Consider the following 16324-nt stretch of genomic DNA (forward strand, 5'->3'; position numbering starts at 1 on the left):
ATTTGTTTAAATTTACAAAAATTTTATAACATGTTTAAGTTGAAACTTCCTACCGATCCAAGGTGGGCAAATATTGCTGAAGGAAACATTGGAGAAATTTTAACGGATCATGCCTGGTGTGAGCAAAAAGCTGCTACCAATGCCATTACATTGATCACGATGCTTCCCGAATATCCTGAAATTGTTACAGAGCTGCTGGCTATAGCACAGGAGGAGCTGGACCACTTCAATCAGGTTCACGAGATTATTAAGAAACGAGGTTATACTTTTGGAAGGGCAAGAAAGGATGATTATGTGAATGAACTGGCAAAATTTATTATTCAGGGGAGCAGAGAAGATCTGATTGTAGATAAAATGCTTTTTGCCGCCATGATTGAAGCCAGAAGCTGCGAAAGATTTAAAGTGCTTACAGAAAATATCAAAGATGAAGAACTGAAAGTTTTCTACAGGGAGCTGATGATCTCTGAGGCTAATCACTATACAACATTCATTGGATTCGCAAGACAGCTCGGAGATCCGGATAAGGTGAACAAGCGCTGGGATGAATGGCTGGAATATGAAGCAAACATTATCAAATCCTACGGAAATAAAGAAACCATTCATGGTTAAAATATAAACAGTAAAGAACAAACGTTGAAGAAGTCCGCTTTTGAAAATATAGCCAACCTTTTCCTGAAAAACTTTTTTCAGGGGCTGGTAATTATTGGTCCGATAGGGCTTACCATTTTTGTGATCTGGTATATTGTAAGCGCTATTGACAATCTTGTGCCTTCTCTTGCCAGACAGGTTCCTGGACTTGTTTTTGTCTCTACTATATTGTTTACTGCTATTTTAGGATACCTGGGTAATAAATTCGTTGTAGGCAGGTTCTTTTTTGATACCATGGATAGCCTGTTGGAAAAAACACCCGGAGTAAAACATATCTATACCCCCACAAAAGATGTTATGTCTTCATTTGTGGGCGATAAGAAAAAATTCAACGATCCTGTCTGGGTAAAAACCAACGAAAATCCTGAAATATGGAGAATCGGTTTTTTGACACAAAAAGAAATGGCAGACGTTGATAAACATAATTACGTTGCGGTATACCTTCCCCATTCCTATGCGATTTCGGGCTGGGTAATTGTTACTGAAGAAAAAAACATCAAACCTGTAGTAGGTATGACTGCTGCTTCAGCAATGAAGTTTGCGGTAAGCGGCGGTGTGGCCGGGTTCCATTCTGATGAAAACATATTTAAAGCTCCGGAGTAATTTTTTCACTCCCCTTTACTTACTTTGATGAATTTGAAATTATTTTCAAACCATTTTCTTTATCAACAATTTAAAAAACATACTTATCCCATGAATTTACCGTACGCGGAACCCTTCCGCATTAAAATGGTGGAAGAAATCCGTCTATCCACAAGAGAGGAAAGAGAACAATGGCTGAAAGAAGCCAGATACAATCTTTTCAACTTAAAATCCTCACAGGTTTATATTGATCTTTTAACAGACTCAGGAACAGGAGCTATGTCCGACAGGCAATGGGCTGCTCTCATGACCGGAGACGAAAGCTACGCAGGATCCCGTTCGTTCGAACAGCTTCAAAATACCGTTGAAAAAATTACAGGTTTTAAATATTTATTGCCAACCCACCAGGGAAGAGCAGCTGAAAATGTTCTTTTTTCAGTGCTGGTGAAAGAAGGGGATGTAGTTCCCGGCAACTCTCATTTTGATACCACAAAGGGACATATCGAATTCAGAAAGGCGCATGCCATCGATTGTACCATTGATGAGGCTTTTGATATCAATGACCTTCATCCTTTTAAAGGAAATATCAATCTTGAAAAACTGGAAGAAGTTTACAAAAGCCACCCGAAGGAAAATATCCCTTTTTGCTTGATTACCATTACCTGTAATTCTTCGGGGGGACAACCTGTTTCTCTGGAAAACATGAAAGCTGTGAAAGAACTTTCCGATCGATATGGAATCCCTGTCTTTTTTGATTCGGCGAGATTTGCAGAAAATGCTTACTTCATAAAAAAAAGAGAAAAAGGGCAGGAAAACAGAAGTATCAAGGAAATCTGTAAAGAAATCTTTTCATACGGGGATGGAATGACAATGAGTTCTAAAAAGGATGGATTAGTAAACATCGGAGGTTTCATTGCGCTGAATAGTGAAGAGGTTTTCAGAAAAGCTTCCAATTTCACCATCATCTATGAAGGGTTTATTACCTACGGGGGAATGGCAGGAAGAGATATGGCTGCATTAGCTGTAGGACTGGATGAAGCCACAGAATTCGCATATCTTGAAAGCAGAATCTCCCAGGTGGAATATCTCGGAAATAAACTAATTGAGTACGGAATTCCCGTACAAAAACCGATTGGAGGGCATGCCGTGTTTATTGATTCTTTAAACTTCCTTCCCAATATTTCCCGCGAGGAATATCCGGCCCAGACCCTGGGACTTGAAATTTATAAAGAAGCCGGTATCAGAACAGTGGAAATCGGTACTCTATTAGCCGACAGGGATCCAGAAACAAGACAAAACCGCTATCCGAAGCTTGAACTGGTACGCCTGGCAATTCCCCGAAGAACCTATACCAATAATCACATGGATTATATTGCTGCAGCGATTAAAAACGTTTATGAAAGACGCGAGGAAATTTCTAAAGGGTATAAAATTGTCTGGGAGCCTGAAATTTTAAGACATTTTACGGTTCAGCTTGAAAAAGCATAAAAAACAAGGCTGTTTCAAAGGTCTAAAAACAGGCTTTTTTGAAACAGCCTTTTCTTTCTGAGAACATACCTCTTTCCTATTCTCCCCTGGTTTTATTCTCTTTCTTAAAACCTTTCCGGCATATACTTATCCTAATTCTTTTCTTCAATAAAAAATTTAATCAACCACTGTTTTTCTTCCGATATCTGTAAACAGGTCCGTTAACATATTTCCGGTTGTAGTTAATTTCTATCCAAAACTAAAATTTAAAAATCTTTTTTTGTGTTTTTTGAAAAATATGAATCTATTTAAATTTACATTTGCAGTTTCCTTAAAATTTTGCAATTTGAAATTTAAGCACTAACCTGAAAACATATTATTCCGAAATGAAAAATATTGCTGTCGTGGGCGCTGGTATTTCCGGTTTGAGCATGGCGAATTACTTAGAAAAACACAACTTAGACTATCATATTTTTGAAAGAAGAAAGAAAGAAGATCTGGCAGGACATGGATTTCTTCTTCCACAGGAAGGTCTTGAATATCTTTCCCGGATCATAGACTGTCAGCTTCTTTATGAACAGGGAAATTTTTTAGAAAAATATATACAATATTCTCACAATGGAAAAATGCTTGCCGAAAAGAATCTTGATCGTGTTTTTGCTATTTCAAGGCAGGCATTAATCAATATTCTGTCTCAAAACATTTCCCAGGAAAAAATAACTTATGGAAAAACCGTCACCCTTTATGATATAGAAAAAGGGAAACTACAGTACAAGGATGGAAGCTATATGAATGCCGATTTTACCATTATCGCTGATGGCTCAAAAAGCCGTATCAGGGGAGAAGTATTCAAAGAAGAAACAATCAGAACTGTGAGAGAAAGCGAAGTTGTTAATATTGTTAAAAATAAAGATATAGCCCGGTCCATCAGTAATGATTTCATGAAATTTCATCATGAAAAAGGAGGGCTTACTTTCGGGATCCTTAAATTATCTGCGGATACTATTCTATGGTATTCTCAGTTTGATAATGAGAAATATAAGATTAATGAATGTCCTCCCCAGAATTTAAAAGCCTATATGCTTGATATTTTTAATGAATGGCATTCCCTCATTCCATCGATTATTCTGCAATCGGACTATGAAAATGTTCATCTATGGCATGTTTATGAATTGGAAAAGCTCAATCCGTTTTATAAGGACAAAATCGTTTTCATAGGAGATGCAGCCCATCCTCTTATACCATTTACAAGCCAGGGAGTAACCTCAGCATTGAAAGATTGTTTTGCCTTAACGGAATATTTAGTTGAAAAAAGGAATATATACGATGCTTTCAGGAAATATGAAGAAGAAAGAAAACCGGAAATTGAAATCCATATTAAAAACGGAAGAGTTTTATTAAATCAGTTCCTTTTGCCTCTTAATCAATACACAGAAAATATTTTACCCATATCTTATAAATAAAAATGTTCAGCAATAACGATATTAATTTTGAAGCCCTGAAACGGAAAGCCTATAATGGAAGATGGGCCACATTGGAAGACGGAGTTATTCCGCTTACAGCGGCAGATCCTGATTTTAGGATAGCCCGGGAAATAGAACACGGAATCATTGAGTATATCAAAGATGGCTATCTAAGCTATGGCCCTTTTTCCGGATTGCCCGAGTTTAAGAAAAGCGTTGCGGATCATTTCAATAAAGAAAAATCCGGAAACTTTTCTCCTGAAAATGTACTTGCCGTCAACAGTGCCGCACAGGGAATGTTTTTGATTGCCTCCTATGTCCTGAATCCCGGAGATGAAGCCATTATTCTGGACCCCGTTGATTTTTTGTTTAAAAAATCAGTAGAAACGGCTGGTGGAAAAGTAAACCTGTGTCCGGTGGATACCCATACCGGGGAAATTGATTTTGAAACATTAAATTCTCTGATCCATTCAAAAACAAAACTTATCAGCATCTGCAATCCCCACAACCCCCTTGGCAAGGTCTATTCCCCCGATGTTCTGAGAAAAGTAGCCCAAATAGCTTCTGCCCATGATCTATGGGTAATGAGCGATGAAATATGGAGCGATATTATCTATGACAACAGAAATTTCCATACCTATTCATCTGTCTCTGAAGAGGCAAGGAAAAAAAGCTTTACCGTATACGGGTTTTCTAAATCTTTCGGAATTGCCGGATTGAGAATTGGGGCCGTTCTCTGCAATGATGTGGATATTCTTACCGATTTTACAGAAAAATCAAATTTTAACTCTACCATAGAAGGCGTTTCAACATTATCACAGATGGCAGGAAGCATAGCTTTGGAGAAGGCAAAGCCCTGGTATAAGGAATTTTTAAAACATTTACAGGGCAATCGTGACTTTGCGTTTAACATATTAAGCCATTCCGGAATTGTAACGCCTAATCTTCCTGAAGCTACCTTCGTATTATTTCCTGAAATTAAAAACGGATTAAGCAGTGAAGAATTCGCCCGCCATGCCCTACAACACGGAAAAGTAGCCATTGTTCCCGGTTCTGAAAGGTGGTTTGGGAAAGGTGCTGAAGGCCATATAAGAATCTGTTTTTCCACCTCACAGGAAATTTTAGAAGAAGGGCTTAACAGAATGATCTCCAGTTTTAACGATTAATAATTTTCATTAAAAACATCAAAAATGTGATTATTATTCTATATTTTGCTACAAGTAGCATAAAATTAATATATCCTTAACAAATAACGATATTTCATATTGATTTAAAAATAAAAAATGATAATTTTGAGTAAATCACCACTCAAAAGCTTCAATATGAAAATAAAATACATAAGCGCTGTTTTACTGGGGGCCTCTACCTTATCATATGCCCAACAGGTAAATGATACCATTACAAAGGAATCTAAGATAGATGAAGTTGCCATCACGGGAAGCCGGAATAAGAAAAGAACGGTTACGAATACCCCGGTTCCCATTGATATCATTGACATCAAACAAGCCAGCCAGGCAACAGGCCAGGTAGAAGTCAACCAACTGTTACAGTTTGCGGCTCCTTCCTTCAATTCCAACAAACAATCCGGATCAGACGGTGCAGACGCCGTAGATCCGGCAACACTGAGAGGGCTAGGACCTGATCAAACCCTTCTTTTATTAAATGGAAAAAGGTACCATCAGTCTTCTTTGATTAATCTTTTTGGAACCAAAGGAAGAGGAAATACAGGGTACGATATGAATACCATCCCGATCGGAGCTATAAAAAGAGTCGAAGTCCTTCGCGACGGAGCTTCAGCACAATATGGTTCTGACGCAATTGCAGGGGTAATCAATGTAATCCTTAATGACCGGGATAAGGGTTTTGAAGGAAATGCATTTTACGGAATGAACCTTTTTAAAAGTCCCGGCAATAATGATGTTGTATCAGACCATAAAGCAGATGGAATCACTTTTGACTTCAGTGGAAACCTGGGTACAAAAATTGGCAACAAAGGAGGTTTTGGAAACTTTACTGCAGAATTTGTCAACAAAGATTATGCAATCAGGAATGCTAACCCTCAAATGTATAATGCTCCAAGGCAACGTTTCGGAGATGCCAAAGCTCAGAATGTCTATTTCTTCGGAAACATTGAACTTCCATTATCCGACGGCCTGAAATTTTATTCACGTCAGGGATTTTCCCACAGAAATACCAAGGCTTATGCCTGGACAAGAACCCCTGAAGCTAATGGGAACGTTCCGGATATCTATCCGATGGGATTTGATCCTATTGAAGATACAAGCATCAGTGACTTCACCTTCGATAACGGTTTAAAATTTAAAGTGGCCAACTGGGATGTGGATTTTTATAATGCCTTTGGAAACAACAGATTTACGTATGACATAACCAATACTGTCAATGCGACTCTAGGCTCTAAATCCCCGACTCAATTTTATGCCGGCGGGCATTCATTACTGCAAAACACAACAGGTTTTAACGCTGTAAGGCAGTTTAAGGTACTTGAAGGGCTAAATATTGCATTCGGATCAGAATTCAGATATGAAAAATTCAATATTATTAAAGGAGAAGAGGCGTCTTATACAATGTATGATATTAATGGGAATCCTGTAACTCCTGATACCCCAGGTAACTTACTGGCAACCAACCCTCTTGCCGATCCGGAAGATAACATAAGGCCGGGTGGTTCACAAGGATTCCCCGGTTATTCTACTGATATTGGTAAAAGCAGAAATAATTTTGCAGCTTATGTAGATACTGAGCTGGATGTTACCAAAAACTGGATGATAAGTATAGCCGGAAGATTTGAGAATTACAATGATTTTGGAAGTACTTTAAACGGTAAATTTGCTACACGGTATGCAATTACTCCTCAATTTGCCTTCCGCGGATCTGTCTCTACAGGATTCAGAGCCCCTTCTCTTGCTCAGAAATATTACAGCCAGCAGTTCACGAACTTTCAGGGAGGGAAGTTGGTTACCATCCAATTGGCGTCGAATGATAGTGATCTCGCCAACAGATTGGGTATTGAACAGCTGAAGCAGGAAACATCTGTAAACGGGAGTGCCGGATTTACTTTTAATACGGGAAAATTCACCGCAACGATTGACGGATACTATATCAGTGTAAAAAACAGAATCGTTCTGACAGGAAATTTCTCAAGAGATGATTTACCTACCGATGTCCAGAATGATTATCCTTATATTGATCAGGCGCAATTTTTTTCCAATGCCATTGACACAAGAACCAAAGGGATTGACCTTATCCTGAGTTACAGTGAAAGTTTAGGTTCAGGGAAATTAACGGCAACTTTAGCCGGAAACTATAATGATATGGAAATTACCCAGGTCAATACTTCACCCAAACTGCAGGGTAAGGAAGACGTTTATTTAAGTGCCAGGGAAAGAGCTTTTATTCTGGCTTCAGCTCCTAAAACAAAGATTAACCTTAATCTTAACTATAAGATCAATAGGTTCAATGCAAATCTTCAGCTGGTAAGGTTTGATAAGGTTACATTAATTGGGTATGATGATGCTGAACAGATATACAACCCAAAGGTAACAACGGATCTTTCTTTTGGATACGAGTTTTCTAAAAACCTGAATCTGACTTTGGGAAGTAAGAACTTATTCAACCGATACCCTACATTACAAACCACTCAGGTATCAACCGGAAATACCGAATCCGGAGGCATTTTCGATCCCGTACAAATGGGATTTGCCGGACGACAGGTTTTTGCCAGACTTAATTTTAAATTTTAAGAAGATTGGAAGAGTTTTTATTATCATGACTGTAAAGGCTTCCTCTTCCGAACTCCTGTTTCCTTATAACAAGGCCTGCTGAAAAATTTTCAGCAGGCCTTTTTTATTTCTTTGAAATTCTATATAATTTTCCGCTATCTGTTACAGCGTAGAGATTTCCATCCATGCCATCCAGTACATCCCTGAAACGCTCTTTCTGATCGGCAAGAAGACGCTCTTCCCCTACCACTTTATTATCCTTCATTACAATCCGGTCAATATGTTCACCACTTAAGCATCCAATAAACAGGTTGCCTTTCCATTCGTCAATATTCCCTGTGTAAAATGTTATTCCGCTTGGAGAAATTACGGGATCCCAATAGTATACCGGCTGCTCTGTCCCCGCTTTCTGCGTAATCCCTTGTCCTACCTGGTCTCCTGAATACTCAATACCATATGTCACATCTCCCCAGCCGTAATTTTTCCCCGGCCGGATAAGGTTAATTTCATCACCCCCTCTGGGACCCATTTCAACATCCCAGAGATTTCCTTGCGGATCCAGGGCCAATCCTTGCGGGTTCCGTAATCCATAGGCATAAATTTCCGGCTTATATCCCTGTTTACCAATAAAAGGATTTCCGGGTGCCGGCAAACCTTCTTTGGTAATCTTCATAATTTTACCTAAATAATTATCCGTCTTCTGAGCATATACTCTTGTCACTTTATCTGATCTTTCTCCCGTACTTACATATAAATTCTGATCTTTATCAAAAACCAGGCGGCTTCCATAATGCTTATCACCATCATAAGAAGGTTCTGCCCTGAAAATTACCTTGATTCCGGAAATACTTTTAAGATCAGGGGATAATGTTCCCTTGGCTACAGAAGTCAGGTTTCCTTTTCCAAACGGTTCTGAGAAACTGAAGTAAATAATATTATTGTTTTTAAAATCAGGATCCAGCGCTACATCCAGCATTCCTCCCTGCCCTTTTGCATCTACTTTTGGAAAACCGGTAATTTTAGAAACCTGTTTTCCATCTTTGGAAACCACATTCATATATCCTGTTTTTTCAGTGATGAGAAATCTCCCGTCCGGCAGATTAATAATTCCCCATGGCTTTCCGAGTTCTTTATTCAAAACTTCCACTTTATAAGGTGTTTTTGTTTTTACAGCCTTAATTCTTGTCTGTCCCTTAAAGGCTGGCTGATATTCAGAATTTGGTTTTTCGGTTTCCACACTCCCGTCACTTCCTATCTGCTGTGCATTGGCATGGCCTTCTTTACATGATGATAACATCAATAAGACACTCACAGCTGCAATATAAAATTGATTGATTTTCATAACATTATGATTAGTGTTATAAAGATAAATAGAAAAATAATGCCATAAAATTTGTACAATACAATTTTTATTCTACATTTGTAGAACAAAATACAAAACTGTAGAATGAAAGATATCAAATTAACCGACGCCGAGAAAGTACTGATGGAAATCCTTTGGGAGAATAAAAATATTTTCATGAAGGATATCCTGGAGGCTTACCCCGACCCTAAGCCTGCAGCTACCACAATTGCCACCTTACTGAAAAGAATGCAAAACAAGGACTTAGTAGGCTATACACTTTATGGAAATTCCCGTGAATACTACCCAAAAGTAGAAAAAGGAGAATATTTCAAGGAAGAAATGACTTCCATGATTGACCGTTTTTTCAACAGCTCGGTAACCCAGTTTGCCTCATTCTTTACCTCTAATTCAAAACTTACACAGAAGCAGCTGAAAGAACTTCGTGATATCATTGATAAACAAATAAAGGAATGAATATGCTTATCATTATCATAAAAATAATATTGTGTTCTTCTTTGTTTATTGCCATTTATTACTGGTTTCTGGAAAAGGAAAGAATATATAGATTCAACCGGTTTTATTTACTTGGTTCGCTGGCACTCTCTTATCTGATTCCGTTTATTAGCATTAGCCTGCAACTGCCGAAAGAGAAAATAAGCAGACCGCAGCTCATCATTGAAGATACGGCACAAAAAATAATTGCTATCCATAACGAACCTGAAGGTTTACACTGGATGAGTGTACTATGGATTATATACGCTGCTGTAACTTTGCTTTTCCTGCTCAGGAGCATATTTGCTGTTCTGAAGATTATAAGAATAAAAGGAAATACAATCATCTATAAAGGACAACGGGTACTGTTAACGAATGAAAATCTTTCTCCGTTTAGCTTCTGGAATACGATTTATTTAGGGAGAGCCTATCTTAAAGAAGATGAAATAGACCCAAGAATTTTCCTCCATGAGAAAAGCCATATTTCCCAAAAACATAGCCTTGATCTTATATTGATAGATGTATTAAAGATTTTCACCTGGTTTAATCCCGTTCTGTTTTTATATAAAAAGACTATTGTTACGAACCATGAGTTTCTGGCAGATGAAGCTGTTTTGAAAAATCAATTCAGCATCAGGGAGTATCAGAATCTTATTCTTGACGAAATCATCAATACTCAAAGCTTACCGCTTACCCATACCTTTAATTTTAACAATACCAAAAAACGATTTATTATGATGACCACAAAAAAAACAAAATTCAGCCTGCTTAAGAAAACCGCAGGAATTACTTCACTGATTGCAGCCATCGCTGTATTTTCTGAAAAAACATACGCCAATAATTCAGTGTCTGTTTTTAACAACCATAACACTTCTGCTATATCTTCTCAGCAAATAAACCCTGTTAAAACAGGCACTTCGCATGAGATAAGTTCAGAATCACCGGCTCGTGATGAAAAGTCAACAGTCCTTAAGCCCGCAACAGCAGAAGTCCTTAAGAAAGAAGAGCAGAAGATGGTATCAGATACGATTACTCCTAAAACAGCCATTAAAGAGGAACCAAAAGCAAACGCTACAATAGATTCCGGCAACGGAAAGGACTTTGTAGAAGCAAAATATCCGGGAGGAAATGCCGAGCTACGAAAAAAAATAGGCAACACCATGGATATGGCGGTAATAAATCCATTAAAAGGGACAATTACCTCAACAGCGTATATCCAAATTGATGAAACAGGTAAAGCAACTCAAATAACAACTTCAGGTAATGACGAAGTTTTCAACAAAGAGTATCTTAAAACAATAACAGCAATAAGCAATGAAACAACCTGGCAGCCTGCTACTAAAAATGGCAAAGCAATAGCTACTTCATTAAAGATTCCCGCAACAATGACCTTTGAGAATTTTAAATAATAGATAAGCGCTTTTCAGCGCTTTTTTTATGCCTGTAAATTCCGTTTTTTCTATTCCATTTCTTAACATTTTTCTGTGAGCAATACGATAATGACTTCACCTGCCAGTATTATAACTGCAATCTGTTAAATTTTTCTTATCAAAATATTCATCTTCAAAACTTTATCAAGTCTAATAATTTCTTTCGTATTTTTGTTGTATACATTCTTTTCTATGGATTTTAAGCTTCAATCAGAATATAAACCTACCGGAGATCAGCCTCAAGCAATCGAAAAATTGACTAAGGGAATAGAAATCGGTGAAAAATACCAGACTCTTCTCGGGGTGACAGGCTCAGGGAAAACCTTTACTGTTGCCAATGTGGTGCAGAATGTTCAACGGCCAACATTGGTATTGGCCCATAACAAGACACTGGCTGCCCAGCTTTTTATGGAGTTCAAGGAATTCTTTCCTGAGAATGCGGTTGAGTACTTTGTCAGTTACTACGACTATTATCAGCCGGAAGCTTATATTGCAACAACCGGAACTTATATTGAAAAAGACCTGAGCATTAACGAAGAAGTTGAAAAGCTACGTCTTTCCGCCACCGCCAGCCTTTTATCAGGAAGGAGAGATGTCTTGATTGTTGCGTCTGTATCCTGTATTTACGGTATTGGAAATCCTACTGAATTTCATAAGTCGTTAATTTCTATTGCAATCGGTGAAAAAGTGACCAGGACCGCATTGCTTCATTCTTTAGTTAATGCGCTCTATGCCAGAACACTCAATGAGTTTCAAAGAGGTACCTTCCGTGTAAAAGGAGATGTAATTGATGTGTTCCCAGCCTATGCAGATAACGCCATCAGGATCCAGTTTTTTGGTGATGAGATTGAAAAGATTCAAAGCTTTGATCCTGTGACCGGCAACGTAGATAGTAATTTTGATCAGATCCAGATCTATCCGGCTAATCTTTTTGTGACTTCCAAGGAAACCTTAAACGGTGCCATAAAGGAAATTCAGGATGATATGGTAAAGCAGGTCGACTTTTTCAATTCTATTGGAAAGCCGCTGGAAGCTAAAAGGCTTCAGGAAAGAACTGAACTTGATCTTGAAATGATCAAAGAACTTGGCTATTGCTCTGGAATTGAGAACTATTCGAGATATCTGGACGGTAGGCTTCCCGGAACAAGGCCTTTCTGCCTGATTGATTATTTTCCCAAAGACTTTTTAATGGTTATTGATGAAAGCCATGTAACAGTACCCCAGGTACACGCCATGTACGGCGGAGACCGGAGCAGGAAAGAATCCTTAGTGGAATATGGCTTCAGACTCCCTGCTGCAATGGATAACAGACCTCTGAAATTTGAAGAGTTTGAGGCTATGCAGAATCAGGTTATCTATGTTTCTGCAACGCCTGCCGATTATGAGCTTGAGAAAACCGGAGGCGCCTATATTGAGCAGATCATCCGTCCTACGGGACTTCTGGATCCTGTTATTGAAGTACGACCTACATTAAACCAAATTGATGACTTAATGGAAGAGATCCAGAAGAGAGCGGATGTTGACGAAAGGGTTCTGGTCACTACTTTAACCAAAAAAATGGCTGAAGAGCTTACCAAGTACTTTACCAAATTCGGAATCAGAACGAGATACATCCATTCCGATGTAGAGACCCTGGAACGGATCCAGATTATGCAGGATTTACGTTTAGGACTTTTTGATGTTTTAATTGGTGTCAACCTGCTAAGAGAAGGATTAGACCTACCGGAAGTTTCATTGGTAGCAATTTTAGATGCCGACAAAGAAGGAATGCTGAGAAGCAGAAGATCCATGATTCAAACGGTGGGACGTGCAGCAAGGAATGTCAACGGGAAAGCCATTATGTATGCAGACAAAATCACCAAGTCTATGCAGGCTACTTTAGATGAGACAGAATACCGCCGTGCCAAGCAAATGCAATATAACGAAGAGCATGGTCTGAAACCGCAGGCACTTAATAAAAAGATATCCGAAAGCCTTGTCGGGAGAAGTAAAGATTTTCCTGATGAAAAATATACCCAGAAAGAAATTCTTCAAAAGGTTGCAGAAACAAAAGCCAACTACGCCAGTGAAGATATTGATAAGATGATTGCATCGAAACAAAAAGAAATGGAAGCAGCAGCCAAAAACCTCGACTTTATAAAAGCAGCTAAGCTGAGGGATGAAATTGCAGCTTTGAAAAGCTAATTCCATTTCCTTACCTATAAAGTTTCGGCGGCATCTTCGATGCCGCCGAAACTTTTATAGTAACTGATCTCTGTTTATTTTCCATTTCTGACCATGGCTCTGATTGGTGTAAGCAAATCTGCCAAACCATTCAATTTGATCTCATAAACTGTTGAGAGCTGCATCCCTAATTTCCCTTTAGGCATTCCTCCATTCCGGAGGAACCACTCCAGATAACTTACCGGAAGATCGGCAAGAATTGTTCCTTCGTATTTACCAAAAGGCATTTTAACAATACAAATCTCTTTTAATATTTCCGGGTTTATTCCTTCCAATTTTTTAAAAAATTAAATTAATTTATCATTCAGGTCATTCTGGACAGGCAGCTCAAGATCAGGAGGCACATTTTCATCAGAAAACTCATTTCTGTATACCTGGATCAGTAAAAGGGTAAATGAGATTAAGATCGGCCCAAAAATAAGCCCCATAAATCCGAAAAGATTCATCCCCATAATAATCCCGAATACCGTATTCAACGGATGTATATTTTCCAGCTTCTTCAAAAGAGTGAAACGGAGCAGGTTATCTGTAAGCCCTACCACGACCACACAATAAATTGCCAGGCCAATTCCCTGTGCTGTATTTCCTTCTGCAATCATAAAAATACATACGGGAACATACACAATAGCGGTTCCTACCACCGGAATCACGGAGGATACTGCCGTGAGTGCAAAAAGCAGAACAGGTCCCGGTGCTCCAAAAATGAAATAACCAATAACGGCAACTATCCCCTGACCAACTGCCACAACAGGGATTCCGATAGCATTGGCCATGATTAATTTTCTTAATTTATCGCCGATTAAAGAGATGTTTGCCCTCTTTAAAGGAGCTGAAGAAGTAAGGATCCTTTCAAACAACCGTGGTTTTTCCAGCATGAAATAAAGGATAAAATACATGGATATCACTACGGTTAATGTATTGAATGTCCCGCTGAGAGCTGAGGTAGAAATCTTACCTACAGAATTCTTCAGCTTATTCATATTTTCCTGGCTGAGGATATCAAACTTGGTTTTTGAATAAATATAGGCATGTATCTTATCAAGAAACACATTGAATTTAGCCATATAAGCCTGTGCATTTCCAAGTTTATCAATAAGCAGGTCGGCAATAAAATAAATAGGCAAAATAAGAATAATAAGACTGGCAAACATCAGGGCAAAAGCAGCAAGTGAAGGCTTCCATTTTCGCTCTTCCTGTAAATAAAAATTATACTTACGGCACACAACATAAATGGTAATTGCCCCTAAAACCGAAGGAATAAACAATGAAAGGTTAAAACAGATCAGTCCGGCAAGCACTATGATAATGGCCAGCAAAGAAATCTGTTTGATAACAACACTGCTTACATGTTTGTCTTTATTATTCATCATTTGTTAAAATTCTAAGGTTGCTTGTACATGATCTGTCTCGGCTTTCCTAAATAAGCACAATAAGTAGAATACATGACAATCATAATAAACGGAGCTGTCAAAATTATACCGAATCCACAAAGAATTACTCCGGCTACAGATATAATGCCTCCCAGAAGAGTGGTTAGCAAAAATGTACCATAGTTTTCCTTGGCAATGCTGAAGGATTTTCCTAAGGCCTCAGTGGCGGAAGCATTTTCAAAAAGTAAAATAGGATATCCGATTAAAAGAAACGGATACACAAAAACAATAGGTAACACACATAATGCCAAAGCAATTGTGGAGATAATCCCCGAAAGGATACTATAAATTAAAATATTAACAAAATTCTGACGATATCCAATAAACAAATCGGAAAACTCAATCTGGTTTTTAGTATTGAATTTATTTACAATATAAATCAGTCCCACATATAAAGGCGCCAATAAAAGCCCGAAAAAGCTGGATAATGTAGCATACATTGTAAATCCGGGAGCATTCCAGTAGCTGAAGTCTCCACCGGAAGTTCTCATCTCTTCCACCATAGCCGTTGAATTGAATCCCGTAGCCGTTTGGATAATAAAACCTCCTACAAGATAAATAACCATAGCAACGATACCATAGCCAAAGACCCCTTTATACATTTCAAAAGCGTGCGAAATAATCGATCCCGTATCTCTGTTGGGAACAGAACCTTGCTGATCAAATTCGTTAAATTCAGACATAGTTTAAATATTTAATGATTTTACCAAATTTAACTTTTTTTGGTAAAAAAACATATTAAACTAAGGTAAAATTTAGTATTTCTCTGAAAAAACCGTTTTATAAAGCGAATAAATCACTGCATTCCAAAAAGGAAAGGTAAAAAGACCTCCAATAAAAAACAAAGTGAACCCCAGATATTTGAACAATACGGCTACGATTATACACACCATTATCTCAATAAAATACATCCTTAACGCCTTCAGGTTTAAGGAGATCGCTTCAAAAATCCTTTTATTGGCAAAGAACATCAATGGCGCAACAAACACCGTCATCGCCACCCAGACTACTGCCAGAAATAAAGTCGGAATAGTAAATCTATAGATCAGGAACCAAAACACGTAATAACCCAGATATTTGAAAAAGTTGAGTCCATTGTACCCTACAAACAGATCTCCAAGCTCCACTTTCTCATTCATATCTATTTTTCTGAAGATCTGAAACAGCCCAAGATTTAAAGGATACAGAAAAGCGGTTGTTCCCCATACTGCATAGGTAAACATTTGATAATTTTCAGTAGCGCTCAGCTCAGTGATCTTTTCCATATAAGCTTTGGTTCCCAGCTTAAGGGCTTCTGTTAATTCCTGGCTTTGTGCCCAAATTCCATATTTCGCACCAAAGAAAAATAAAGAGGTAAGGAAAATTCCAAAAAAGACCATCGAAAACATCAACTGAAAAACCAGTGTTTTATTCCAATAAAAAAAAGCCTGCTTCAATATAAAATCTATTCCCGGTTTCTGAGGATATTTGCTCTGCATTTTAAAAATTTTATGCAAAAGTAAAC

The 16324-nt window shown here is 38.2% G+C and carries 14 protein-coding genes; 9 read left to right on the top strand and 5 right to left on the bottom strand.

Translation table 11 applies throughout. The features are described 5' to 3' along the window. Nucleotides 1-30 precede the first annotated feature (30 nt). From miaE to OK18_RS07030, 6 genes are all read left to right on the top strand, one after another. Nucleotides 31-609 (top strand): tRNA-(ms[2]io[6]A)-hydroxylase, encoded by a 579-nt coding sequence (gene miaE, locus OK18_RS07005; protein WP_053327551.1) that lies wholly within the window; start codon nucleotides 31-33, stop codon nucleotides 607-609. 24 nt (nucleotides 610-633) lie between these two features. Beyond that, nucleotides 634-1251, top strand: a complete 618-nt coding sequence (locus tag OK18_RS07010; protein ID WP_050021843.1) for a DUF502 domain-containing protein — start codon at nucleotides 634-636, stop codon at nucleotides 1249-1251. 90 nt (nucleotides 1252-1341) lie between these two features. Continuing rightward, entirely contained in the window at nucleotides 1342-2718 is a 1377-nt protein-coding gene (locus tag OK18_RS07015) for a tryptophanase (RefSeq protein ID WP_050021842.1), read from the top strand. Between the two features lie 365 nt (nucleotides 2719-3083). After that, the gene (locus OK18_RS07020; RefSeq protein WP_053327552.1) at nucleotides 3084-4160 is read left to right on the top strand and encodes an FAD-dependent monooxygenase; all 1077 of its coding nucleotides are present in this window, start codon (nucleotides 3084-3086) and stop codon (nucleotides 4158-4160) included. A 2-nt stretch (nucleotides 4161-4162) separates the two neighbouring features. After that, on the top strand, nucleotides 4163-5326 hold the full coding sequence (locus tag OK18_RS07025) for a pyridoxal phosphate-dependent aminotransferase (RefSeq protein ID WP_053327553.1): 1164 nt from the start codon (nucleotides 4163-4165) through the stop codon (nucleotides 5324-5326). Nucleotides 5327-5482: 156 nt separating this feature from the next. Next, entirely contained in the window at nucleotides 5483-7921 is a 2439-nt protein-coding gene (locus tag OK18_RS07030; RefSeq protein ID WP_053327554.1) for a TonB-dependent receptor plug domain-containing protein, read from the top strand. Between the two features lie 103 nt (nucleotides 7922-8024). On the opposite strand, the gene OK18_RS07035 is transcribed toward OK18_RS07030, so the two are convergent. Then, on the bottom strand, nucleotides 8025-9242 hold the full coding sequence (locus tag OK18_RS07035) for a PQQ-dependent sugar dehydrogenase (protein WP_050021839.1): 1218 nt from the start codon (nucleotides 9240-9242) through the stop codon (nucleotides 8025-8027). A gap of 105 nt (nucleotides 9243-9347) precedes the next feature. Here OK18_RS07035 and OK18_RS07040 point away from each other — a divergent pair, with 105 nt between their 5' ends. The 3 genes from OK18_RS07040 to uvrB all read left to right on the top strand — a co-directional run bounded on the left by OK18_RS07040 (nucleotide 9348) and on the right by uvrB (nucleotide 13351). Further along, nucleotides 9348-9719, top strand: coding sequence for a BlaI/MecI/CopY family transcriptional regulator (locus OK18_RS07040; RefSeq protein ID WP_050021838.1), 372 nt, complete (start codon nucleotides 9348-9350; stop codon nucleotides 9717-9719). Beyond that, nucleotides 9716-11146 carry a M56 family metallopeptidase gene (locus OK18_RS07045; RefSeq protein ID WP_053327555.1) on the top strand — a complete coding sequence of 477 codons (1431 nt, stop codon included), beginning with the start codon at nucleotides 9716-9718 and terminating at the stop codon, nucleotides 11144-11146. Before OK18_RS07040 ends, OK18_RS07045 begins: the two co-directional genes overlap by 4 nt. 213 nt (nucleotides 11147-11359) lie before the next feature. Then, the gene (gene uvrB, locus OK18_RS07050) at nucleotides 11360-13351 is read left to right on the top strand and encodes an excinuclease ABC subunit UvrB (protein WP_050021836.1); all 1992 of its coding nucleotides are present in this window, start codon (nucleotides 11360-11362) and stop codon (nucleotides 13349-13351) included. A gap of 74 nt (nucleotides 13352-13425) precedes the next feature. Here the strand turns inward: uvrB and OK18_RS07055 are convergent, their stop codons facing one another. From OK18_RS07055 to OK18_RS07070, 4 genes are all read right to left on the bottom strand, one after another. Then, a complete protein-coding gene (locus OK18_RS07055; RefSeq protein WP_053329312.1) occupies nucleotides 13426-13656 on the bottom strand; it encodes a DUF3820 family protein in 231 nt (76 codons plus the stop codon). Between the two features lie 21 nt (nucleotides 13657-13677). Then, nucleotides 13678-14757, bottom strand: a complete 1080-nt coding sequence (locus tag OK18_RS07060) for an AI-2E family transporter (protein WP_082129257.1) — start codon at nucleotides 14755-14757, stop codon at nucleotides 13678-13680. Between the two features lie 14 nt (nucleotides 14758-14771). Further along, nucleotides 14772-15503, bottom strand: a complete 732-nt coding sequence (locus OK18_RS07065; protein WP_050021834.1) for a beta-carotene 15,15'-monooxygenase — start codon at nucleotides 15501-15503, stop codon at nucleotides 14772-14774. A 72-nt stretch (nucleotides 15504-15575) separates the two neighbouring features. Then, nucleotides 15576-16298 carry a hypothetical protein gene (locus OK18_RS07070; RefSeq protein WP_053327556.1) on the bottom strand — a complete coding sequence of 241 codons (723 nt, stop codon included), beginning with the start codon at nucleotides 16296-16298 and terminating at the stop codon, nucleotides 15576-15578. Nucleotides 16299-16324 lie beyond the last annotated feature (26 nt).

The sequence above is a fragment of the Chryseobacterium gallinarum genome (assembly GCF_001021975.1).
Lineage (GTDB): Bacteria > Bacteroidota > Bacteroidia > Flavobacteriales > Weeksellaceae > Chryseobacterium > Chryseobacterium gallinarum.

Coding starts and splice junctions, on each gene's coding strand:
- OK18_RS07040 (WP_050021838.1), top strand. CDS start 9,348: ATGAAAGATATCAAATTAACCGACGCCGAGAAAGTACTGATGGAAATC.
- OK18_RS07020 (WP_053327552.1), top strand. CDS start 3,084: ATGAAAAATATTGCTGTCGTGGGCGCTGGTATTTCCGGTTTGAGCATG.
- OK18_RS07025 (WP_053327553.1), top strand. CDS start 4,163: ATGTTCAGCAATAACGATATTAATTTTGAAGCCCTGAAACGGAAAGCC.
- OK18_RS07030 (WP_053327554.1), top strand. CDS start 5,483: ATGAAAATAAAATACATAAGCGCTGTTTTACTGGGGGCCTCTACCTTA.
- OK18_RS07045 (WP_053327555.1), top strand. CDS start 9,716: ATGAATATGCTTATCATTATCATAAAAATAATATTGTGTTCTTCTTTG.
- OK18_RS07070 (WP_053327556.1), bottom strand. CDS start 16,298: ATGCAGAGCAAATATCCTCAGAAACCGGGAATAGATTTTATATTGAAG.
- OK18_RS07060 (WP_082129257.1), bottom strand. CDS start 14,757: ATGAATAATAAAGACAAACATGTAAGCAGTGTTGTTATCAAACAGATT.
- OK18_RS07035 (WP_050021839.1), bottom strand. CDS start 9,242: ATGAAAATCAATCAATTTTATATTGCAGCTGTGAGTGTCTTATTGATG.
- OK18_RS07065 (WP_050021834.1), bottom strand. CDS start 15,503: ATGTCTGAATTTAACGAATTTGATCAGCAAGGTTCTGTTCCCAACAGA.
- miaE (WP_053327551.1), top strand. CDS start 31: ATGTTTAAGTTGAAACTTCCTACCGATCCAAGGTGGGCAAATATTGCT.
- uvrB (WP_050021836.1), top strand. CDS start 11,360: ATGGATTTTAAGCTTCAATCAGAATATAAACCTACCGGAGATCAGCCT.
- OK18_RS07015 (WP_050021842.1), top strand. CDS start 1,342: ATGAATTTACCGTACGCGGAACCCTTCCGCATTAAAATGGTGGAAGAA.